This is a genomic window from Methanobacterium paludis (genome assembly GCF_000214725.1).
GTDB lineage: Archaea > Methanobacteriota > Methanobacteria > Methanobacteriales > Methanobacteriaceae > Methanobacterium_C > Methanobacterium_C paludis.
On record NC_015574.1, the window covers coordinates 1192555 to 1214281 of the forward strand.

22 protein-coding genes and 1 tRNA gene are annotated in these 21727 nt (G+C 32.5%); 11 read left to right on the plus strand and 12 right to left on the minus strand.

What is annotated here, in order from left to right; genetic code table 11:
* Window positions 1-13: 13 nt before the first annotated feature.
* Both MSWAN_RS05485 and MSWAN_RS05490 read right to left on the minus strand, forming a co-directional pair.
* Window positions 14-1150, minus strand: coding sequence for an ABC transporter permease (locus MSWAN_RS05485; RefSeq protein ID WP_013825620.1), 1137 nt, complete (start codon window positions 1148-1150; stop codon window positions 14-16).
* A gap of 609 nt (window positions 1151-1759) precedes the next feature.
* Window positions 1760-1975, minus strand: a complete 216-nt coding sequence (locus MSWAN_RS05490) for a hypothetical protein (RefSeq protein WP_013825621.1) — start codon at window positions 1973-1975, stop codon at window positions 1760-1762.
* Between the two features lie 218 nt (window positions 1976-2193).
* Between MSWAN_RS05490 and MSWAN_RS05495 the strand changes: the two genes are divergently transcribed.
* Together MSWAN_RS05495 and MSWAN_RS05500 are read left to right on the plus strand one after the other, a co-directional pair.
* A complete protein-coding gene (locus tag MSWAN_RS05495; protein WP_013825622.1) occupies window positions 2194-2787 on the plus strand; it encodes a tetratricopeptide repeat protein in 594 nt (197 codons plus the stop codon).
* Window positions 2788-3109: 322 nt separating this feature from the next.
* Complete coding sequence (locus MSWAN_RS05500) at window positions 3110-3469, plus strand: hypothetical protein (RefSeq protein WP_013825623.1); 360 nt, start codon at window positions 3110-3112, stop codon at window positions 3467-3469.
* A 237-nt stretch (window positions 3470-3706) separates the two neighbouring features.
* Here MSWAN_RS05500 and MSWAN_RS05505 read toward each other — a convergent pair whose 3' ends face one another.
* Window positions 3707-4012 (minus strand): hypothetical protein, encoded by a 306-nt coding sequence (locus MSWAN_RS05505; protein ID WP_227717001.1) that lies wholly within the window; start codon window positions 4010-4012, stop codon window positions 3707-3709.
* A gap of 421 nt (window positions 4013-4433) precedes the next feature.
* On the opposite strand from MSWAN_RS05505, the gene MSWAN_RS05510 reads away from it, so the two are divergent.
* On the plus strand, window positions 4434-4748 hold the full coding sequence (locus tag MSWAN_RS05510; RefSeq protein WP_013825625.1) for a hypothetical protein: 315 nt from the start codon (window positions 4434-4436) through the stop codon (window positions 4746-4748).
* 199 nt (window positions 4749-4947) lie between these two features.
* On the opposite strand, the gene MSWAN_RS05515 is transcribed toward MSWAN_RS05510, so the two are convergent.
* Window positions 4948-6087, minus strand: a complete 1140-nt coding sequence (locus tag MSWAN_RS05515; protein ID WP_013825626.1) for a tyrosine-type recombinase/integrase — start codon at window positions 6085-6087, stop codon at window positions 4948-4950.
* A gap of 506 nt (window positions 6088-6593) precedes the next feature.
* On the opposite strand from MSWAN_RS05515, the gene MSWAN_RS05520 reads away from it, so the two are divergent.
* Window positions 6594-6908: a hypothetical protein gene (locus MSWAN_RS05520; RefSeq protein ID WP_013825627.1), complete on the plus strand. Its 315-nt coding sequence runs from the start codon at window positions 6594-6596 to the stop codon at window positions 6906-6908.
* Window positions 6909-6968: 60 nt separating this feature from the next.
* Window positions 6969-7127: a hypothetical protein gene (locus tag MSWAN_RS12745; protein ID WP_013825628.1), complete on the plus strand. Its 159-nt coding sequence runs from the start codon at window positions 6969-6971 to the stop codon at window positions 7125-7127.
* Window positions 7128-7372: 245 nt separating this feature from the next.
* Here the strand turns inward: MSWAN_RS12745 and MSWAN_RS05530 are convergent, their stop codons facing one another.
* Both MSWAN_RS05530 and MSWAN_RS05535 read right to left on the minus strand, forming a co-directional pair.
* Window positions 7373-7852, minus strand: a complete 480-nt coding sequence (locus MSWAN_RS05530) for a DUF308 domain-containing protein (RefSeq protein WP_013825629.1) — start codon at window positions 7850-7852, stop codon at window positions 7373-7375.
* A gap of 566 nt (window positions 7853-8418) precedes the next feature.
* A complete protein-coding gene (locus MSWAN_RS05535; protein WP_013825630.1) occupies window positions 8419-8637 on the minus strand; it encodes a hypothetical protein in 219 nt (72 codons plus the stop codon).
* A gap of 194 nt (window positions 8638-8831) precedes the next feature.
* On the opposite strand from MSWAN_RS05535, the gene MSWAN_RS12450 reads away from it, so the two are divergent.
* Window positions 8832-9080, plus strand: coding sequence for a hypothetical protein (locus tag MSWAN_RS12450; RefSeq protein WP_193770647.1), 249 nt, complete (start codon window positions 8832-8834; stop codon window positions 9078-9080).
* Between the two features lie 141 nt (window positions 9081-9221).
* Here the strand turns inward: MSWAN_RS12450 and gshAB are convergent, their stop codons facing one another.
* The 4 genes from gshAB to MSWAN_RS05555 form a co-directional block, all read right to left on the minus strand.
* Window positions 9222-10211 (minus strand): bifunctional glutamate--cysteine ligase GshA/glutathione synthetase GshB, encoded by a 990-nt coding sequence (gshAB, locus tag MSWAN_RS05540; RefSeq protein WP_013825631.1) that lies wholly within the window; start codon window positions 10209-10211, stop codon window positions 9222-9224.
* A 2-nt stretch (window positions 10212-10213) separates the two neighbouring features.
* Entirely contained in the window at window positions 10214-11686 is a 1473-nt protein-coding gene (gshA, locus tag MSWAN_RS05545; RefSeq protein WP_013825632.1) for a glutamate--cysteine ligase, read from the minus strand.
* Between the two features lie 307 nt (window positions 11687-11993).
* Window positions 11994-12788 (minus strand): potassium channel family protein, encoded by a 795-nt coding sequence (locus MSWAN_RS05550; RefSeq protein ID WP_013825633.1) that lies wholly within the window; start codon window positions 12786-12788, stop codon window positions 11994-11996.
* The gene (locus MSWAN_RS05555) at window positions 12785-13189 is read right to left on the minus strand and encodes a hypothetical protein (RefSeq protein ID WP_052296846.1); all 405 of its coding nucleotides are present in this window, start codon (window positions 13187-13189) and stop codon (window positions 12785-12787) included. Before MSWAN_RS05555 ends, MSWAN_RS05550 begins: the two co-directional genes overlap by 4 nt.
* Window positions 13190-13522: 333 nt before the next feature.
* Here MSWAN_RS05555 and MSWAN_RS05560 point away from each other — a divergent pair, with 333 nt between their 5' ends.
* Complete coding sequence (locus tag MSWAN_RS05560) at window positions 13523-13810, plus strand: hypothetical protein (RefSeq protein ID WP_013825635.1); 288 nt, start codon at window positions 13523-13525, stop codon at window positions 13808-13810.
* 102 nt (window positions 13811-13912) lie between these two features.
* Here the strand turns inward: MSWAN_RS05560 and MSWAN_RS05565 are convergent.
* Window positions 13913-13986 (minus strand) — tRNA-Lys (locus tag MSWAN_RS05565).
* Between the two features lie 333 nt (window positions 13987-14319).
* Here MSWAN_RS05565 and MSWAN_RS05570 point away from each other — a divergent pair.
* Window positions 14320-14760 carry a hypothetical protein gene (locus MSWAN_RS05570; protein ID WP_013825636.1) on the plus strand — a complete coding sequence of 147 codons (441 nt, stop codon included), beginning with the start codon at window positions 14320-14322 and terminating at the stop codon, window positions 14758-14760.
* 131 nt (window positions 14761-14891) lie between these two features.
* Here MSWAN_RS05570 and MSWAN_RS05575 read toward each other — a convergent pair whose 3' ends face one another.
* Entirely contained in the window at window positions 14892-16802 is a 1911-nt protein-coding gene (locus MSWAN_RS05575) for a YhgE/Pip domain-containing protein (protein ID WP_320406971.1), read from the minus strand.
* Window positions 16803-17492: 690 nt separating this feature from the next.
* Here MSWAN_RS05575 and MSWAN_RS05580 point away from each other — a divergent pair.
* The 3 genes from MSWAN_RS05580 (at window position 17493) to MSWAN_RS05590 (ending at window position 21673) form a co-directional block, all read left to right on the plus strand.
* On the plus strand, window positions 17493-19937 hold the full coding sequence (locus MSWAN_RS05580; RefSeq protein ID WP_048187944.1) for a plasma-membrane proton-efflux P-type ATPase: 2445 nt from the start codon (window positions 17493-17495) through the stop codon (window positions 19935-19937).
* Window positions 19938-20070: 133 nt separating this feature from the next.
* On the plus strand, window positions 20071-20436 hold the full coding sequence (locus MSWAN_RS05585; protein WP_013825639.1) for a VOC family protein: 366 nt from the start codon (window positions 20071-20073) through the stop codon (window positions 20434-20436).
* 478 nt (window positions 20437-20914) lie between these two features.
* Window positions 20915-21673, plus strand: a complete 759-nt coding sequence (locus tag MSWAN_RS05590; RefSeq protein WP_227717002.1) for a hypothetical protein — start codon at window positions 20915-20917, stop codon at window positions 21671-21673.
* Window positions 21674-21727: the final 54 nt, after the last annotated feature.

Below are 21727 nucleotides of genomic sequence, written 5' to 3' on the forward strand. Positions count from 1 at the left end.
TTTTAATGTACTTTTATTCATATCTTAAAGCATCTATAGGACTGATACGGGTGGCAATATAAGCTGGTATGAGTCCACTGAATGTTCCAATAATAAAAACTATCACTAGTATCTGGGTAACTATTGCACTAGGTATATTGAAACTGAGGAAATTGACACTTTTCTCACCCATTAAGAGTCCTAAAAGGTTATAAGTAGGTGACATAAGTAAGATCCCAATAACACCACCGATCAAACTCAAAATGAGTGATTCATAAATTATCAGTGCCAAAATTTTAATTTTGCTTGTTCCAATAGCTCTCATAGTCCCTATTTCTTTTGTTCTTTCTTTAACTGACATCATCATAACGATCATGATGATAATCACTGAAACCACAAATATAAAGGCACTGATCATGTTCATGAATATCCTGATCTGGCTTAGATTATCATCTATTGTTTTTTGGGTGTCTTTCTGTGAGTAGATGGCGTAATTGGGATATGCATCCTGTAGACTGGTCTCTGTATTGTCAATTGATCCGATGGGTGAGATGATAACAGTGGATATGATACCAGACATTTCCATAACTGATTGTGCATGGGACAGGGACATGACCATGGAATTGTCAATGGTAAGGGGCCATCCAGTGCCTACCTTTTTCATAATACCAATGACTTTGTATTGGTTTCCCTGAACAGTTATTGTACTTCCCACTGTTGCATTGTAGTTTTTGGCAGCCTCTGATCCCAGGATAACCGCATTATCACTTTCACCCACCAGGGAACTTTTACCAGTCACTGTGGTATTTTCTATGAAAGCCTGCTCCTTGCCCGGTGTAATTCCTACAATCATAGTATATTGGGTGTTACTTCCCTGAATGGGTGTAAATAGAGCTTCCGTACTTTTATCATGATCAACTTCTCCACGTTTTAATACTTCATCTCCAATAGTCTGTGGGATTATGCTCCCAGAGGGTGGGAAGTTGGTCCCATTCTTTTCGAAGTATAATTTTCCGTGAACTGTTCCCAAGTCACCTTCGAGACCTGATTCCATTTCATATAAGACCAAATTAACAGTACCAATTAATAAAACACATACTACGACACCAATTATGCACATGGCTGCGCGGCCTTTTTTGGCCTTAAAATCTTTAAAAGCTATATCTAACATTTTTTTATTCACCTTTAATTTAGAAACACTTTGAATAGTGATAATTTTTATTTGATTTTCTTTTATACCTATTTATCAAGCTATTTCACGATAAAAACAGTGGTTAAATCTTCGAAACCATTTTTTCAGGAAATAAGTCAAGGATCATTGATTATTTTTCTTTTGGTTGGTTTAGAGTTTTTTCTGGTTTTTTTTGTTTTTCATGATATACACCGAATTTGAACTAACGTTCGTTCGCTTAATAAGTAAGGTTCAACTTCACACTATATAAAATTAACGTTCATTCCACCTCTATATACAGCAATTGGAGTAATATTATGATGGAATATGTAACATTTACTAAGTTTTAAAAGCATGAAGTGTAGATCTATAACAACGTTGTTTCAATGCTAAAATTATTAAATAGAAAATATTTCTTTTTTTTTTAAGTATAGTCATGCAAAAAAACTTTAAAACAAGAATCTGCAAGAACTGTGGACAAAAGTTTGAAACAACAAGCGGAGTGCAGATATATTGTTCATCATATTGTAGAAAAGAGTATCACATCAAAAAAAAGAAAAAAATAGATTTATTATCTCGCGGCATTTTATGATAATTTATTTCTATGAATCATTGCTCTAATTTTATAGAGATACATTCCCAAGGTTGAGCTTCAGTATCAATAGTGGCGAATAAATCTTTTTCTACATCCTGGAATAAATCCTCACAACTAAATTTTACACTTGCAGATTTTTTAACAGAATACATTTTGCCTCTTGCACTTTTAACAATTATATCACCCTCTCGAGTTATGCCCACTACTACTTGGTTTATTTCTTTTGCCATATTTTGCTCAACTCCCATAATTTAATTCTTTACTAATTCATTATTGCTAATATCTCTAAAACTAAAATATTTTCAATCTATATTTATATTATAATCATATTATACAATTTTTTATTTATTCTTATAATAGATTTATATATGAAATAATAACAAGTTATAATTAATCTAATGGTGGTTTCATGAGTTTACGCTTCTTTTGAAAGGATGTGGTGTTAGAAATGGGATTTTTTGATAAATTCAGAAATAATGTTAAAGCATGGAATAATAAGGGTATTAATTTGGGAAAATCAGGAAAGTATAAAGAAGCAATAGAATGTTTTGATAAAGTCCTAAAAATAGATCCAAAGAATGTTAGAGCTTTGGATAATAAAGGGGTTACCTATGGACTTCTTGGAAAAGCTCAGGAGGCACTTGATTATTTTGATAAAGTTCTGGAACTAGATCCAAAGAATGCTGAAGCATGGAATAACAAAGGACTTGCCTTTGAAGACATTGGTAAGTATCAGGAAGCAATAAAATCATATGATAAATCACTAGAATTAGATCCAAATAATAGTGAAACATGGTATAATAAAGGTATAAGCTTAAAAAAACTTGAAAAGTATCAAGAAGCATTGAAATCTTTTAATAAAGCTCTAAAATCGTATCCAAACTATGTTGATGCATGGAATAACAAAGGGCTTGCATTGGCACAACTTAAAAAGTATCAAGAAGCTTTAGAATGCTTTGATAAAGTTTTAAAATTAGATCCTAATTCTGAAACCGCCTTAAAAGCTAAAAAAATTATTTTAGAAGCTAGAAAAACAAGTTAGAAATTCACTTTTTTGTAAATCACGGATTATACTTTTCAGCATCTTATCCTTAGTTTCCATTTCTTCAGGGAACTAGTAATAGAGCAAAACAATCAAATACTATTTTTATAACCCTGTTAAATTTGTAGAAGTCCTCTATTTTATCTATTTGAATTAAAACTCCACTCCATTTTACATTTACCTTCCTTCAAGCAAGGGTGCGGGTTATATTTTAGTATATTAAAAGATGTATGAGTAATATGAGTAAGTACTTATGCCAAATAACACAAAATATACTAATAGTAATGTTTTAAAGTAGAAATAATAAGTATGGAGGTTTAATATGGCAGAATATGAATTAAAATATTTAAAAAGGGAAAAAATGGCTAAAATTAAACCTTTAGCGGGTGGAGAATTTCTATATTTTGTTGTAACACCTAAAATTGAGGATTTGAAACTTAAAGACCTTGAGGAACGTATCGAAACAGATATCTCAAACGAGTTCATAGGACAAAATAGACATGAACAAAGGTATAAAGTATCTTTCTCAGGATTTGAAAAAACCGATGACGGAACTAATCTTGTTTTAAAAATTGAGTTCATAACCAAGTTTACAATAAATGAATATGATAAAGACTCAATTATTGAAAAAACACGTGATGAATTCATTGAAAGGCTTAATAATCATCTTCTTCAATTTTGATTCTTTAAATGATGTTTACCTTATTTTTTAAGATAATTATATTAAACCTTTTAATTCTATTTATCTCATTAGAAATCGACAAACTCAGTACATGTTAACTGTCTATTTTGAGTATGTAATTCAAGGTTTAGAAAAATAAAAAGTTTAGAAGTTGTGGATTATACTTACAACTTCTTGATTTCAATACTAACATTTTTTCTAATTGATACCCAATTCTATTTATATTACTCAAAAAATTTAGTCTTTTAGCATAGCACTGACCATTTTAAGCAGTTCAATTTTCTGATCTATCATTGATGCTTTCATATCTAACTTTTCGGCCACGAGTTTTTTCTTCTCTCTCATTATTTCAGCTTTATGTTCTACCATATCTAATTTCATATCAATCATTTTGACTAAAATTTTCTTTTTATCTGCATCAGAAAGATGTTCCATTATTTTTTTAATGAACATTTTCTTCATTATCATTTTCTGCTTCATTTCATCGGACACATGTCCATATTTCATCTCACCATGCATTTTCTCAATCATTTCTTTTTTCATATGCTCTTCACCCATTATAACCACTCCTTGTTTCATTTTTTCAATTAATAGGTGGAAAACTGAGGAACTAATCCTAAATTATCTTTCCATAAATACTAAAAAAATTAAGGGGTTTATGTGGAAATCATAGGTTTATACCAATTCCTCAATTTTGATTGATAATTCCTACCAATGTTATTATATAATTTTCAATTAATTTAATGATTTCTACTACAAAAATATATTAATATTTTTAAATTATGCAATAATATATGATTTTTTATTATAAATTATACTATATTGTTCAATTTAATATACCTATCCTCTTCACATAATTTTAAATAAATATACCGAAATTGGGTTAATTAAAATAAAAATTTTAATAATTATTAATACAAAAATATAATTTATTAAGGAAAAAATAAATTTAAACGGTGATAATATGTTAGAACATATAGGTACAGAGAAAGAACCAAAAGGTAAAGAAAGGCCATTTTATACGGCTTTTTTGATGCATTTTATTGATAAAAAGTTAATAGATGAACCTAATTTAATAAACACATTAACAGATTATGAGAGAAATATGTGGGATATTGGTGATTACGGCTGGAAGTACAAGTTAAAGGACTCTGAAACTTTAATAGATATTAAAATACATTATTCTGACTTAAAATTAGAGGAAAAACAGATTAATATTGATGAAATCATTCAACGTTACGAGAAAGATTTCATAGACTACTACAATTCTCAACTTTAATTGAATTACATTTAAAACTAAATATTGATAGGACTTTCAGAAGGCCAACTTGCAAAAACTTCCTCTTCAGGGAGTACAATCACGGGTCAACCATGGGTCTTTGCACTGTCCTATTAAAAATCATCAATTAAATTTTATTTTTATTCTTCAATTTATTCAATATCGTTTGGAAATTCCTCATTTGCTGATAATTTTTCCTTTATTCTAATTTTTCTTTTAATAACTCCACTGTTTTCTCTAGGTCTTCAATTTTTTTATCTTTTTTCTTTGAATCTTCCATGATTATCTTAAATTCCTTAGTTTCAACATCCTTTACTTTAGCATTATCAAGTGATAAATAAGGGAGTGCTTTGAGATAATGTTTTTTTAGGTCTTCAGGGTTGGCTCTCCAGTATGTGCGGTCCTGATCACTTATTTTGTGTCCTGCCATGTAGTCAGCTATGGTTTTTTCACCAATTTTGTTGATAATAGTGTTTATGAAATATTTATGTAGGGAGTGGCTTCTCCAATATGCATAAGCTCCTTTTTCTTTTTGGAAACCTGCTTGTTTTCCGATATGTCGAAAGTTGGTGACTATACTGTCTCTGCTTAATCTTCCACCGTAATTATTGACGAAAATTGGTTCATTTTGATCTTTAATACGAATCTTTTCATTTCTGCCATAACATCGTTCTTTGAGGTAAGTTAATATTTCTCGGGATACCTCTGGAGGTATGAATGTGTGATGTTTGTAATTAACTTTTTTACGTCTTATTTCAAGGGTTAAAACTTCATTTAAGACTTCATTTTCATTTTGAAAAAGATCATCAACAGTTTTTAATTCTTTATTGATAGCAGCTGCTGCTGAACTTAAAAATTTTTTAATAGTTAGATCCCTTGCCTCTTGTTGTCCCATCCCTGACATGGCCATTAGATATATTAAAGCTTTTTCACGTGTTGATGCAACACTAACTAATTTAAGGATGTCCTCTCTGGTAAGTGACCTTCCAATATTCTTTTCAAGTCCTATATCCCCTTTATTTAGTTTTATTTCGGGTAATGTTATGTCAAAGGCTTTATAAAATGATTTAATAGCTGAAAAATATAAGTTGACTGTGGAAGGAGCTACTTTTTCCTCGAGTTGTTTTTTGTATCGAAGGAGATATATTGATACTCTACGTTTTCGTGGACGAATGCCTGCATCTTCTTCTGTTTCTGCTTCGTTGATAAGTTCAGATGGTGTCTTACCGATAAGTTCAGAAAAATATCGAATTGCTATTTGGTAACTTCTTTGAGTTCCTGTGCTTATATTCCTCTTCAAGAACCATGTTTCAATTAATTCTTCGTCTTCACCATTCATAATAATTCTATTTAGTTGCAAACTTTATAAATATAACGACATTACAGTTATCAATACTCCAATATTACGAAGTAAAAAAAATTAAATCATTTTCTTCTGGGTTCTAATGTAAAGGAGTAATTAAAAACTTAAAATATCTAGCATAAGCGACAGATATATGATATAACAAAGTGGGGATTACAACATTTTTTCAAGAGAATTTTTTTATAAGTTAAACTCTCAAACTTCCAAAAAAAGTAATCTAAGATAAGTAGAATCAACATAAGTAAGCAGTCCCATATAATGTAACTACCCATTTTTAAGTATCATTTCTATCCCTCTCAATAACACTTAACCTCATAAATATTATACCTCCTTTAAGTAGGATTATTTTGTTGTTATTTACATATTCAATTGACGAGAGAGCTTAGAGAACTAGTTTATGATAATAGAAAATAATGGTTTTATGTTAATATTTTTATATATCCAAGTAAGAATATTAAATATAAGATTAGGGGTTTTAATAAATGATAAGAGAATTGCCTGAGGATTATAAAAAAACAATTTTGATAGGTTATTTTTCAATAATCTTATTCGTAATAAGCCTGTCTATAGAATTAATCTTAAATGCAATGTATGGAAATATAAATGGACAGTGGGGAGGACATTTAACTCTCAGTATATTCTTACTTGCCTTTATATTATTTTTTTACTTTTTTATCAAAATTTCTAAGATAAAAGACATTTCTAAGATAAAAGACAAAACTGTTCAAACTAATTTTATAATAATAATTACAGCTGCTATTGCTGTTGTACTTCTTTGTAAGTGGCTTATCCTTTAAAACTGTATAATTTGTGCGATAACAATAAAATATGCAGGATATGGAAAAGAGAACAAAATAATGTTACAATTGAACATGTCTTATGAGACAGAGTATTTTTTAACTGAAAAAGGTGTTAGATTAAATAAAATAATATTTGAACTGTTTAATTTTGATTTAGATGAAGTTAATATAAAGAATGAACAGGGCCTTAAATTAGAAGAATCCAAAGAAATCTAAAGGTTTGTTTGGACATGAAACAAATCTTAAGCCCTTATTTTTTTCTTTTTTTGATAAGTCTTAACACTTGAATTGTATTTCAGTCTTTTTTAACTTTAGATGATTTAAAATGGTTATTAATGGTTTTATTGTCTTTTAATTGTACTATTTTAAGTATTGGTCAGGGTTAGAAATTATATGACTGTTATCTAAAAATAAAAAAAATATTTAAAAAGGGTTTAATAATTTTATTGGACGTTAATTTTTCACTCTTTTACAAAAAGCATCATTATTCCACTTATTAATAACCATAGTCCAATTAATATTCCCAAAATTACTGGATCGGCTATGAGATTACCAACAATTAAGTAGATTATACCTAATATTATTGCGACAACACCATTCCATCGATTTCCACCAACTTTAGATAAGACGCCAATGATACCGGCAACAACCAGGAATAGACCTACAATCCATACTAGGAAACCAGCTAACCAGCTGAATAGTCCGGGGTTCACGATGAATCCAATACCTAGAACCAGGGCAATTATTCCCAATATAATTTCCACTATTCCCATACCAATGCTTTCGCCTATTTCCATTATTCCGCCTATTAATAGACCGATACCCAAAATCAGAACTATAAATCCAGTTAGAACGCTAATTGGAATTAGTCCAAGCAAAGGGAATGCCATCACTATCAAACCCAAAACTATCAAAACCAATGCACTCGCCATTTTTTGCATATTCTTACCTCCATTTATATTATTTGACTTATACTACCTAAATCTTTCCATATTTTGTTAATATGGATTAAATATTCTTTGGACTGATTTAGTTGAATACATATCTTGGATACTGGCAGGGCAGTTATTCCATGGGCAACCGCATTGAAAATCACGGTTTAAAATTAATCATTGGATCTCGAGGATAACAAATTTTATATAATTTATATTACAAATAATATAATTGACCATTTTTGAACTTGTCAATTCAGGAGGAGGCTGATTTTGGGGAATTTCTGCCTCCCTATTCAAATCTTACAAAAATACAACTATTTTTTTTAGGTCTAACTAAAACATACATAACTTTTATATAACTTGTATTACAAATAATATGATTGAGCATTTCACTTCGCTTGTAAATCCTGTGCTGGAGGGGTCCTCCTCCCCTCCTCACCTAAACCAAGCCCAATACTCTTTTTCTATGGTTATAGTGTTACCAGTAACCAGTCTAATTATTACATTATGTGTACTTTAACCCTTTAAGCAGTAAAGCAGTCAATTCTGTGATAAAAAAATTAAGAGTTGATTTACAATGTTTTTGCTATTTCACTGAAAGGTTTTACTTCTCTGAGCTCCAATAATTCCATAGTTCCAAAGAATTTTATTATGGTTTCTTTGTCTGGTGATTCTATTATGAAATACCCTTTATGAATTGCGCCTTCATCATTAGGACAGCTCATATATGCTCCAACAAGTTCAATACCTGCACTTTTTATATGCTCATCTGAAAAAAACTCTTTTATCATATCTTCCCACCAGCCGTTAAAATAGGGCATTCTGAGGCAGGATGGGTGTGTTCTGCTACAAATAACATGATATCACCTCTGCTATTACTATGTTATTTTATGGTGATAAATTTTGGTTTGACTAATTTTTATTTTCAGCTTTTTTAGGATACAACCCAGTTAATGCCATACTATCGGTTTTACCGCCAGCTATCGTGGCTGCCATACCTAAAACAACTCTAAACACACTTACCGGGACCACATGGTTCCCATCAACCCTTGCAAACGCGTTTTTACCATCACTCAGAATATCATTTTATATCGGAGCAGTATTTTGTGCCGTATCCGCCATATTATCCGCACTTCGGGGAGAAAAATTTATACATGAACATGAAGCGCTTAAAACAAATTCAAAAGCCGATTTAAAACCTCGAGAATTGAAAACAGAAGAAAAATCTCGTTAAAAAGGGCATTGTAATTAAAAATTTAGTTTCAAATTAACTGGATTGAAAATAGGGTGAACGTTAATTTGGGGAGCAATATAGTCCAAGACGTATGTTTTTGGAGTGGATGAAATTGAATATGGTTTCAATGAGAGTATAATCTTAGAATCCTAATAAATCAAGTACATTCTTCTCAACATGTCTGTTTTGACCTTTAAATGGGAAATTGTGTGCATACAATACTGGATTGAAATTCAGTTCGATGATGCTATGATTTTTTTTATCTGGTTTTGCTTTTACATCCCGTATGATCATATCCGCCCCACAGATTTTTGCACCTACTGCCTTTGCGGAATTTACAGCAATGATTTTGTACTGCTTTGACATCTCATCTGTACAATCAATGCTGTCACCACCTGTACTGATATTGGAATTTTCCCTGAGATATACAATCTCACCATTTTGTGGAACATAAAATATGTCCTTTTTTTGAGAGGCAATATAATTCTTTTCAACAATGCCTATACTGATTTTTTCCAGTGGAGTCACATGCCCCTTACCTCTCAGTGGGCTCTTATTCTTTTTATCAACCAATTCTCTGATACTGTGCACCCCATCTCCCACAACATTTGCTGGAACTCGGTGCATTACTGCCACCACTTCATCACCGATTACTAAAAATCTGTACTCTTTGCCTTGTATGAACTCTTCAATCATAATGGAGCTATCATATTTTAATGCCTGTGTAACTGCACTCCTGTAGTCTTCCTGTGATTTTAACTCCTTCAGTATTAAAATGCCCTGTCCAAAATTAGTGGATTTAGGCTTTATCACAATATCCTTACCCACAAAGTCGGAATATTTTTTTACAGCTTCATTTACATCATTTACGGTTATACTCTTAGGTACATTAATGCCGTGCTCTTTAAGAACTATTTTTGTTACTTCTTTGTTTTCCATGATTAATGGGGCTACATATGTGTCGGCAGAAGTTTTTGAAGCCTGCTTTACATATTCAAATTTATTATCTTTTTTCAAACGGATGAAATTATCATCCCTGTCAAGTACATCAACCTCAATACCCCTGTTTAATGCTTCTTGGATAAGAATTTGAGTTGAAAGTTCAAGTCCTTCATAACTTTTTATTGACATAATCAAGTCTTCCTGATAATATTTTTCTGTGAATTATTTATCGCATATCTAGTTCCGAATTCTAGAAAGTTTTCATTGTTCTCTTCCATTTCCCTGTGTATCCTTTCAGACGGCAACAATGATATATCAAAAAGCTTTTTGTACTCCTCTTCAACGATCTTACAATATTTATCATCTCCGGTGCCTTTGTCCATCAACTCAGCTACGTTTTTGAGCCTTTCAAATATCTCCTTTCCCCATGATTTCAACCCAATTGTTCCTTTATTATATTTTTGGAGCATTAAATTCTCTTTTCTTCCATAGAGGGCCACTAAATGGTGATTTAAATTTATTCTCGCATGTTCATCCTCAGTGATGATGTCACTTTGTTCAAACAAACAGAAAAGCATGAAAACTTGAAGGAAATTCATCTCGTCAATGCTTAAACCCACCTTTTCAAAGGGGTTCAAATCCAAAATCCTTACCTCTATATATTTTACTCCTCGCTTTTCCAGTGCATCCAGTTGGGTTTCCCCTTCATTTGTATTCTGTTTCAGTCGAATTGAAGAGTAAAATTCGTTTTCTTTTTGCAAAATATTCCCATTCAGTTGTATTTGAGAACCGTTCTTGTATACGCCTAATTTGGAATATTCTGTATTTTTGGTTGCCATCAACTTACGGAGCTCTTCAGAATATTCCTCCAAACTATTGAAGTATATACTATGCTTGTTTTTAAGAGCATTTGAGTACCCAAATCTGCTTACTCGTAGGGATGTTGCGTATTTATTGAAATTTTCAATAACATCTACACAGCACTGGCAGCATTTTTGAATAATCTCAATTTCATTGTTTATAACTGAATAATAAGTATGATGGCTGTATGGTGATGCACCGAAAAGATAAATCAACATCCAACGATAGCGTAGAAAGTTTCTCGCAAGCGCAAAATGCATTTCATCAATAAATGAACGTTTATCATTTCCATTTCCAAATCGTTTATATAAGTAATCAACCATTCCTTCGCTAAAAGAAAAATTATAGTGGATTCCTGATATCATTTGCATTTTCTTGCCATAACGCAGTGCCAGCCCGTTTCTATATGTTTCCATATATTTTCCATCCTCAGAATCAGGAAACCTTGCAATTGGGATATTATCTTCATCTGGAAGCCTTGGAGGCATACTAAGCGGCCAAAGTAGCTCATCACCGATACCATTCTCAACCTCAATGTTTATTGTATCTAATTCTGCGTACACTTCTTCAATCGACTTAAAAGTTGGTGTTATCATCTCAATTTGACTTTCAGAAAAGTCAGTGGTAATGCGCGGATTTTTGATTTTATCCCCAAATACTGCAGGATGAAACGTCAACGCAAGATCACCGGAGGATGTAACCCTCTGAGACTCTTTTTCCATGCCAAAATTGCCCTCTACCAATAGCTTTCCTTTATCATCTTTTAAAAAAGACTTTGATATTTCTGAAAAATTCCAGTTCATAAAATCCTTCTTTTTCTTTTTATCAACAATTTATTTCTATTCATGGTCCCAAAAGTGTTCAACATTACCAACTACATTCTCACATCTTCCGTAAAGATTCATAAATTTTTATAATATACTTTCAAAATAGTATGATCATAAGAAATCTTGTTTTATGGCTGTGATGGTGCGGCTGGAAAAGTTTTACAGGCTGTTGCATAACTATAATTGTATTGGAAACCTCAATTTATTTTCTTAACTATCGGTTATCCAATATTTATATCTATCGGTTACCACTATATCTATTTCGTATATTCAGAAGGACATTTCATTCAAATTTGTCTATTTTTTCTTCGAGTTTATCTACTTTGAGTATGAGTTCATCCATTTTTTCTTCATAGCTTATTACCCTTTTTTCTACTCTGTCTGCTGCTTTTCGGCTTTCTTTTCTAAAGAGATCTACGAACGAATAGGCCAGTGTGGCAGTAACTAAACTTAAATATCCCATACCTGTTAAAATTAGAATTGTTCCTACTACTCTACCAATTCCTGTAACTGGAACAATATCTCCGTATCCTACGGTGGTCATTGAGACGATAGCGTACCACATTGCAGATTCATAGTTTGGAACTTCAGGATTAACACTTCTTTCAACAATAAAGAATAAAAATGAACCGATAACAAGAACTAATAACAATATGACCGTGGCATAATCTAATTTTGTTTTTGAAGGGTATTTACGTACTTCTCTTCCAGTTATTCGCAAAACTTTATAGAAGGCATAAAATCTTAAGAACACAATTAACCATATAACATCGATAAAACCAAATAATTGGAAAATGTTGAAACAAATAAAGGTTAAGGGAATTATAGAGAAAATATAAGCCCAATTCTCCCGAATAAATTGCCAATTTCCATTCAATTTATCCTTCCTAATTCTAAAAACTATGAAATCAATTAATATCAATATAACTACTACAACATCGTAATTGCTGATATTATAAACTGTACTGGGCATTATACCTACTGTAAATCCGGCAATCATCAAACCCATGAGTAATAGGTCAACTATTATCAAAACAGATAATAATGCTTCAAAAATCACTTGAAAGTGTCTTTTCATTGTTTCATACCCTTAATTATATCCTGGGGTTCTAATTTACGATATTTAAAATAACCATAGAACCATCTTATCGACCAGATAAAATGAAATCCAGCCCACCATAAAATTCCAACTAAAACATAAAAAACTGCACCTAAAAAGATGTTTAAAAATGCTACTAACAAAAATATAATTGGATTTCTAACTAAAAACGAGAATGTACCAATAAACTCCTGTATACCTGACGTAAATATTAGTGTTGGTGAAATACCTATAAAAATCCATAATAAAAAGGCTAAAAAGCCAGCAATAATCCTTATAACACCTCTACGAGGAGAGAATATTTTATTCATCTGTGAAGAAAGTTCTTTCTCACTCGGACCATGATCCTGCCTATTTCCATCACCATCTTTAGCATCCACATTTATCACTTCAATAACTTTCTTGTAACTAATATTACAATAAAAATATATTAAATTATGTAAAAATTAGAAGAAATTATTAGAAATTGAATAAATTTAGTTTTTATAATGTGAATGTTTCAGTTAAGCTTTCCCTAGATTATAAAAGAAAGATTGGCTCATTCTCATCCATCTAAATAACAGTTAGCTCATAAATATTTAGACTCTCATCCAAGAAGATTATTATGTTGTTATTTACATTTATATTAAAACTACGTGACATATTCATGGTAACACTATATGTTTTCACTAACTATAATTCCCTTGAAAAACAAATAATAGTATGGTGTTCAAATGTATGATGAGAAAACTAAAGAATTTATGGCTAAATGTGAGGAAATGAAGGATGATCCAGCTGTAATGAAGGAATGTAAAATTATGCTGGACACAATGGCTGAAAAAAAGTTTGAAATGGAAGATGAACCTGAAAAGGACTATACACACATGGCACAGAGCATTTCTAAAGAAGATGTTCCAAAGATTCTTGAAATGGCACTTAAAATAGCAAAAAGTGGGAAAATAAAAGACCCTGAAATAAAAATCGCTGCAGAACGACTTATCAGAACTTTAGAACCACTATAAAAAAATTAATTTTTTTTATTTTTAGTTCTATGAAAGTCTATCCTAAAAGTTCATGAAAATCAATTCTAAAAAATTCAATCCTAAAATAGTATCTTAAACAAACGGGCCGAGAGGGATTTGAACCCTCGATGACAGGATTAAGAGTCCTGCGCACTGCCAGACTGTGCTACCGGCCCATAATATTCTGTTTTAAATAATTTAATCATGCTTCAATCTTGTTTTACTAGAACGAACTTTAAACAATCCAAATTTCTATATTTGGCCTGTAAATTCTTGAACTTCCTCTTTTCATAGGGGGATGTTTGTCCAGATCTAGTCTTATACATTTTCATGAAGATCTACTTAAAATTAGTTAGGTCTTCTTGGTTTAAAAGCTTTTCATTTAAACATCGGATCATCAAAAAAGTTATCAACCTCTGCGTGTTTTGATGTTTACAGGTTTTATTTGGTTTTATAAAGAAACTAAAAAAGGAAAAATATGAATAATAAAAAAAGAATAAAAAAAAGGTATGAATAGAAAAAAATTAGGAATTATTATTATAGCCCTTATAGTGGTAATTTTAGGAATTGGGGCAATTAGTGGAGCATTTGGCTCAGGAAATCAAACAAAAACAACTTGGACATCTAATTTAACAACATCTACAGTAAATCCTGAAACATTTAATTATATTCCATTACCAAATGGAACTACGAGTGTTACTGTGGAATATAGTAATTTAACCAATACAACTAATTCTACTAGTTATTTCCAGTTCATAACATTGAACTTCATTCCAAAACAAGGTCAAAATATAACAAATTATGAAAATAACAATATTGACCTCAGAACAGTGTCAGTGAACTCAACTCATCCAACAGGAAATCTCACCTTACTATCAAATGGTGCAAAAAGCGTTGGAATATTAGATGTTTCAGCAAAAGGAACAATTAAAATAACAGCCTTCTCTTAAAAGTGCAATCAAATGTTTTAATAAAAACGATTCTATAAATAATTTGATTCAAAAAATCTAATTTTAAAAAAAGAAGATAATTAAAGGGTAAAATTCCCTTTATTTTCTTTTATTTCAGATCATCCTAATTTTTAAAACAACCCACTCTCCTCTAACTTTTCTTCCATCCACTGTGCACGTTTATCCATTTTTTCTTTGATCACAAAAGTTAAAACAAATGTCACGGCAGGGAATACAGTTAAAAGTTCCATATTGTACCAGAAATTGCTCCATAAAACTCCGGCAACTACCTCACGAAGCGCACCAACAGCATATGTCAATGGTAAATATGGATGTATGGCCTGGAAGAAAGATGGTAAAAGTTCTAATGGGAAAATTCCTGCTGTTCCTGTGATCTGTAATACCAGTACTATAATTGCAAGGGCTTTTCCAGCATTTCCAATTGCAGATGTCATGGAATATACGATCAACATAGAGCACATGCTGATATACACCGTGACTAATGCGAACAGCAGTGGAGAGGAGATCTGAACATGCAACCATAGTACTCCCACTATAATTACCAATGCCTGGAATATACTTATTATTAAAAATATTCCCATTCTTCCCAGATAAACACTTGCGCTATGATATTTTTTCCTTGATTTCACCCTCATGGTTAACATGGCAACTGATATAATACCCCCTATCCATAGGGATATGGCTATATAAAATGGAGCAAGAGCAGATCCATAAGTTTTTACTGGGTACATATGTTCCTTCTCCAGATCAAGAGGACTTTCAAAGTAATTATTTACTCCATTTTGATCCACATCAGAAAGTGAAATTAATTTATCCAGATCTCCTTCATTTACTGAGTTGAGTTTAGCTGCAGCTGTTTGAATTGCGTTTTTAAATGTTGGCCACTGTGAGTTAGCCAAATCCAATTTTGCCGATGCTGCATTAATTGCTTGGCTTATTTCTCCTTGATTGTTATATAAAGTATCAACAGCACTGTCCATTTGATCAATTGAAGTTTTTAATTCAGATAGTCTGCCTGTTGTATTGTTGTTTTTGATATCTGATTCTACCTCTTTTAAAACAGTAAGGGCAGTGTTTGCTTGGGTTATATCGCCTTCAACTTGAGTGATAATTGTTTTTAACTGTGGATCTCCCGTTACATTATATAAAGCTGTTAAAATTGCATCCATGTACTTTAATGATGTGATCAGGTTACTGACTTTCAATTCCATATCCTGAACTGTGGAAAGAGCCTTTGTTGGGTCATTTCCAATGTAACCATATAATGTATCATACTCTGATTTAGCATAATCCGCATTGCTCTTTATTTGCGGTAGATTTGCACTAACTTTTGACCATACATCATTTACTGTGGCCATATCAGAATTTGCCTGCGTTAACGATGAATCTATATCCCCTAAGTTTCCATTTAATTCATTTACAAGAGATTTTGTCTTAAGAAATTGTGCTTTATTTTCTTTAGCCAATTCTCCTGCATCACTGAGCTTACCAAATATGAGCCCATCAACAGTTTTAACTACCTCATCATTAACTTTTGATTGTATTGCATCTACCCCTGCATTGGTAATTCTTGGAGATACAGGATTTAATTTATCATTGACCACATATTGCATATGGGCCTGATGGGGATCCGATGTCTCAATAGACAATAAATCTGAACTAAAGTTATTGGGAATTATTATGGCTGCATAATATTTTCCATGTTGAAGCCCGTCTAAAGCTGTTTGTTTATCAACAAACTGCCAGTTAAAGTCTGTATTATTTTTCAATTCATCAGTAAACATATTTCCCATATTATAGTCGGTTCCATTAGAATTAGAACCTAAATCTTCATTAACTACGGCAATTTTAATACTTGAAGTTTGAGCATAGGGATCCCATGTTGCCTGAATATTAAGCAATGCATAAAGTGCAGGTATACATATAATCACTATTAAAACAAATAAAACTACAGGGCTACTTTTAATAGCTTTAATATCATTTTTAAAGATTTCTCTTGCGCCTTTTATCATTAATTCCATCCTCACAATTTAAATGGTTAATCTTTGTTATAGTAAACTTTTGTTATAATAAAATGAATCAAAGTTTCAATGTTGTTCGTCATCATATAAAAATATTCTCTTATCAGGAACTATAAACAATCAGTTGACCAGAATACTGAAAATATAGGTAGTAATATGACTTAAAAACTGTATAAAATAATTTCTTGAGTAATTATGCCTAAACTTGGAAGATTAATTAATATTTTAGCAAATATTGTTTCACTAAACCCTTCTCAAAATTTTAAATTGTAATAAACTCCTCATTTTATTGGTCAATAACTAAAAACAGATAAAAATGTATTTTATTGAGTATAATTCCTTAAATTTAAATTAATTTACATCTATAAACTTATTTTAAAATAATGTTAATTAATACTGATTTTAAAAAATTAATAGGTCGATCTTTATTTTATGTAATAGTTTGTTATGTTTAACTTTAGTTTGTAGTTCAAAAATGGAAATAACTCTTAATAATCAAGTTTAATTTCACAGATTTTTTCTATAAAATTAATATTCATTAATAATATAAAAATTATAAACATAAGTGTGTAAATGATTTAAAAATCCTTAATTTTTTACAGTTATTGAAGCAAATTGATGTTTTTTAGATTTTCATGTCAATACGTCTTTTCTATGTAAAACAAAAAAATGGTTAAGAAGGGGATAATGATGAATATTGCCCCCATAGAAACTGAAGAAGCCAAAAAAAATTCCATAAAAATCTTATTTGAAAAATTATCATCAAGTAAACAAGGATTAGCTTCATCAGATGCAAAAAAACGGCTTGAAACTTTTGGATTTAACGAGATCACCGAAAGAAAAGTTAGTTCTATTGTTAAATTTTTAAGCTATTTTTGGGGTCCAATTCCCGGGATGATAGAGGTAGCCATTATTATATCCTTAATAATTGGTCATTGGGCTGATTTAGAAATTATTACCCTGCTTCTTCTTTTAAACGCAGTTGTGGGCTTTTGGCAGGAATACAAAGCCGCTAATGCAGTTGAACTTTTGAAAGAGAAATTGGCTGTTAATGCACGTGTTTTGCGTGATAAAAAATGGGAAACTATATCAGCAAAGGAACTTGTGCCTGGAGATATTGTACATGCACGTTTAGGAGACATTGTACCTGCTGATCTAAAGCTAATAAAAGGTGAATATCTGTCAATAGATGAATCTGCTTTAACTGGAGAATCTTTACCCATAGAAAAGAAATCAGGAGATCTGGCTTATTCTGGTTCTGTTGTCAATCAGGGGGAAATGGATGCTCTTGTAGTCAGCACGGGTATGAACACATATTTCGGTAAAACAGCCAAATTGGTAGAGGAATCCAAAACAAAAAGTCATTTAAAGAAGGCAGTTATAAAAATTGGGGATTATTTGATTGTTATGTCTGCTATGCTGGTGGCAGTCATTTTTATTGTGGCTTTGTTCCGTCATGAGAGTTTTCTTTCCACTTTACAATTTGCTCTGGTTCTGGTGGTTGCTTCTATACCCGTAGCATTACCAGCTGTGCTTTCGGTAACCATGGCTGTAGGCGCTATAGCATTAGCTAAAAAAGATATCATAGTTAGTAAACTAGTTTCCATTGAAGAAATGGCCGGAGTAGATGTTCTTTGCTCTGATAAAACAGGTACAATAACAAAAAATGAATTAACAGTTGCTGGATTAAAATCATTTCCAGGATTTGATAATAGCAAGTTACTTTTATACACTAGTCTGGCTTCCCAGGAAGAAAGTAAAGACCCCATAGATGATGCTATAATATCCCGAACACAGAAAGAAATGGGAAAGTTAACAGATAAATTTAACATATCAAAATTTAAACCATTTGACCCGATTATAAAGCGTACTGAAGCTTCAGTTGAAGATAATGATGGTGGAAGATTCAAAGTAGCTAAAGGAGCACCTCAGGTTATACAGGCACTAACTGATGAAAGTGCTGAAAAAGTTGATAAAACAGTAAAAGAATTGGCTAAAAAGGGTTACAGATCACTTGGCGTTTCAAAAACCGATGCAAATGGTAAATGGCATTATGTAGGAGTTATAGCACTTTATGATCCTCCTAGAGAAGATTCTGCAGAAACAATCAGAACAGCTCAATCTCTGGGTGTAGATGTTAAAATGGTCACAGGTGATAAAATGGTCACAGGTGATCATATTGCTATTGCTAAAGAAATTTCACGAGAAGTTGATCTAGGCACTAACATCGCGTTACCTTCCGAATTCATTGATAAACCAGATAGAAATGCAAAACATATAATTGAAGATGCAGATGGTTTTGCCCAGGTTTTTCCAGAACATAAATATCATATTGTAGAATTGCTTCAAGAAAATGGACATATTGTGGGTATGACAGGCGATGGGGTTAACGATGCTCCTGCACTTAAAAAAGCAGATGTTGGAATCGCAGTTTCCGGATCCACTGATGCAGCTAAATCAGCAGCAACAATAGTTCTAACTAAACCTGGTCTTTTAGTAATAATTGATTCCATAAAACAGAGTCGTAAAATCTTCCAGCGAATGACCAATTATTCCATTTACAGAATAGCTGAGACTATTAGAGTTTTATTCTTCATAACCTTCTCTATTCTTATATTTAATTTTTATCCTGTAACTGCACTTATGATAGTTCTTTTAGCGCTTTTAAATGATGCGCCAATACTCACCATAGCCTACGACAATGTTGTATATTCAGATAAACCTGAAAAATGGAATTTAAGAATTATATTAAGTATAGCAACTTTTTTAGGATTTTTAGGAGTTATTGAATCTTTTTTTATATTTTATATTGGACTTGATGTACTACAATTAAGTCATGCTGTACTTCAATCTTTTATGTATCTAAAACTATCAGTATCGGGCCATCTTATGGTTTTTATGGCTCGTACCAGAGGCCATTTCTGGTCTATTAAACCAGCTTTGCCTTTATTTTTAGCCATAGTTGGAACCCAATTTATTGCCACTCTCATAACAGTTTATGGATTTCTCTTACCTGCAATGGGTTGGAATTTAGCCATTCTTATATGGGGATACACACTCGTGACCTTTATGATTATTGATTTTATAAAAGTCAAAGTATACAGCCTGCTAGAGCATGAGGGTATAAAATTCTAGGAATAAACATCATTTAAAATATTCTCTTGAATTTTCTGAGTTGATTAGATACTGAATTTGTATGACCTATCTAAAAAAATATGTGCCATAAAGATCATAGATACCTCCAGAATAAAAATAGGGGTTGTTAAACATGTCCAGAGTGATACATTTTGAAATACCTGCAGAAGAACCTGAAAGAGCTGCAAAATTTTATAAAGATGTCTTTGGGTGGAAAATTGAGAAATGGGAAGGTCCATTCGATTATTGGCTTATAACAACAGGAGAAGAAGATGAACCCGGGATAAATGGGGCTATAATGACAAAGGATATGGGGGATATTGTCAAAAACACAATAAATGTGGATTCATTTGAGGAATATGCCAAGAAAATTGAAATGGAAGGCGGGAAAATGTTAAGTCCCAAAATGACTGTTCCTGGTGTGGGTGACATGGCATCGTTCCAGGACACTGAAGGCAATATCTTCGCGATACTTGAACCACACATGGAAATGAAATAGAAATAGCTAAATCTTCTTTATTTTTAAAAATTTTATTTTATATTTTCCGTATGATGTTTACATCGGAGGAAAAATGGAACCAAACACAACTCTTGAGTTTGTTCAGGAAACTATGGTGGACTTTGCCCAGCTTACTGGACTGGAACCAGTTAGTGACCATCCAAAGCGTTACCTGTGGACAGATGCGTTTGCAGTCTGTAACTACCTCGAACTTTTCCGCCTCACCAATGATGATGTTTACCGTGACCTCGCTCTACGTCTTGTTGACCAGGTGCATCATACACTCGGCCGACATCGTGATGATGACACACGGAATGGTTGGATCAGTGGCCTAGACGATGAAAAAGGTGAGCGTCATCCAACAAAAGGTGGTCTGCGTATAGGGAAGAAATTAAACGAACGCAGACCCGATGAACCTCCCAGTGAGCGTTTGGAATGGGATCAGGACGGACAGTATTATCATTACCTAATAAAGTGGATGCATGCACTAAATCAGGTGAGCCGGGTCACAGGTGATCCGAATTATATAAAATGGGCCGTAGAACTTGCAAAAGCTGCTCATACCGGATTTACATACGTTCCCCCCTCAGGCGGCCGTAAACGAATGTACTGGAAGATGAGTATAGATCTTACCTATCCTTTAGTTCCTTCCATGGGTCAGCATGATCCTCTCGACGGTTTCATCACCTACAGCGAGCTACAGATGAGTACAAAAAATTCAGAACAATATTCACGCTCAGATCTCAGTGCTGAGATTGCAGATATGGCCAATATCTGCCAGGGAAAAAGCTGGGCAACTAATGATCCTCTTGGTATTGGAGGGCTCCTCTCGGATGCCTTAAGAATTGCACAGTTGATGAGGGATGGTTTCGCCTACGGAAATCTTCTGGAAGTCGTGATGGAATCCGCCATGATTGGTATGGGATCATTTGTGAGAGACAATACTTTGAGGTTACCTGCAGACTATCGTCTGGCCTTTCGTGAACTGGGGATTTCCATCGGGTTGAAGGGTGTTGAAAAGTTGAGGGAATGGATCGAAGAGAATCCTGATTTGTTCAAAAATCCTCTGCGACAACAGGTTGAAGCCATCAGGGAGTATGTGCCAATTGGAAAAACCATCGAAAGGTTCTGGATGGATAGTAAAAACAGAGAAACCTGCAACTGGACAGAACACAGGGAGATCAACATGGTAATGCTGGCCACCAGTCTAGTTCCCAATGGATTTTTGCTGATTTAAATCACAGAGCTTGGATAATAGAAGGATATGCAAATGAACAAAAAATGGGCGTAG